The organism is Neorhizobium phenanthreniclasticum (assembly GCF_040066075.1).
Classification (GTDB): domain Bacteria; phylum Pseudomonadota; class Alphaproteobacteria; order Rhizobiales; family Rhizobiaceae; genus Neorhizobium; species Neorhizobium petrolearium.
Genome location: NZ_JBEAAL010000077.1, coordinates 1 through 1,577, shown reverse-complemented (window position 1 = coordinate 1,577; position 1,577 = coordinate 1). Strand labels below are relative to the sequence as shown.

1 protein-coding gene is annotated in these 1,577 nt (G+C 59.5%); it reads right to left on the bottom strand.

Annotated elements, in window-relative coordinates:
• Positions 1–1,577, bottom strand: a 1,577-nt coding sequence (locus tag ABK249_RS33745; RefSeq protein WP_348864918.1) for an FG-GAP repeat domain-containing protein, incomplete at both ends; no start/stop codon positions are given.

Genomic DNA, 1,577 nt, shown 5'->3' with positions numbered 1-1,577 from the left:
CATGTAAACGTTCGTCCAGCGCGTCGACGGCGTGTAGTCAACCGCAACCGAACCGCCCGTCTCGAACTTCACCGTGCGGAGAAGATTCGGATTGCCGGCGCCGGGGTTGGAGACATAGGTGCTACCGTCTCCGCTCACCAGATCCGGCAGACCGTCGCCGTTGAAGTCGCCGAAAGCGATGTTCTGGTCGAAGTCCTTGACATCAACCAGCCATTGCGCCCCGCTCGCCGTGAACGCGAGACGCCAGGGCATGCGGGTCGGGCGTGCCAGGTTCTGGCTGCGGTTCTTCGGCCCAAGGACTTCCACGCGGCCATCGTTGTCGACGTCCAGCAGCAAGGGAGATCCGAAGATCTCGCCATTGGCAACGCGGACGAATGACTTGCCGGTCGAAAGATAAACGACAAGCTTGTAGTCCCCTCCCGGCTCTCCGAGAAACTGCAGGATGTCGGTAGCGCCGTCTCCATTGAGGTCGCCGAGGACACAACGATTACCCGTACGCCCCTCATTCTTGCACTGTACGCCGCTGGCCGAGGCAGCCCAAGCGCCATTCACAAAACGAAAATTTTCCGCATCGTTCGCCGCTGCTAAAACGCCCTGGCGTCCATTGCCGGCGAAATCGGTCTTTCCGACCAGCGGTTTCGAGAAATTGATACGCGTATCCAAACCATCGCCGTCATGGTCCAGAACCGATCCGCCCTCGGTCAGGAGAGCACACACAGCGGCATAGGTGCTCGAACACGCTCCGAGACTTATATTGAGATTGGCGTCCGCTCGACCGGCGCGGTTTTCCTTATAGTCGGTGTGCGTAGTGCCTTCCTCGGGGGTGAATGATGTCACACGCCACTTGAACTTGAATCCGAGGTCCCTTGGTCTTTCGGCGGCAAACCGCCCGGAGGAAAACTCGACCTCCAAAGAGGTGGAATCGCTCGGTCCCGTGCTTGGCGGCTTTGGGAAATTAACGCCTATGCCGGCCGCCGTGCCGTCATCGGCAAATTTGGTAAAACGCCAGGACCGACGGGGACTAAGATATTCTGCGTCGCAATTGACCTCACCACATTGGGACGTATCGGCGACCCAGCCATAAAGCTCATCCCTGCCATCGGCATTGAGATCTATTGATCCCGCCTGGGCGGACGGGAAACCCCCGTATTCTGTTACCCGGCCTCCGGTTACACCGGGCTTGGCGGCATAGCTGTACGCCAGGTTGTCGTAGGTCATCTGCCGGATGGTTTTGACGGTGGTGCCGGTGATGGTGCCGTCCGCGGCGACAGTGGCATCCTTGCCGTAACGGTCGACCTTGACGAGCCTGGACGTGTTGGAGAACGGCGCCTGGTCGTAGGTCAGGGCATAGACGTTCCGGACCGCCGTCCCCACCTTCACCGAGATCGTCTTCACCCTCTTCTTCGTGTAGGACAGGCTCAAGCCGTTCGCCATAACGAGGAAGTCGGGACGGTCCTCGTAATAGAACGTGATCCCCGCACCCGAATAGCTGATCGACTTGGCATAGCAGCCAGGCAGGTCCGGGCAGCTATAGCCGTAATTGACCACCTGCCCGTTGGTGTCCTTCACCTGGGTCA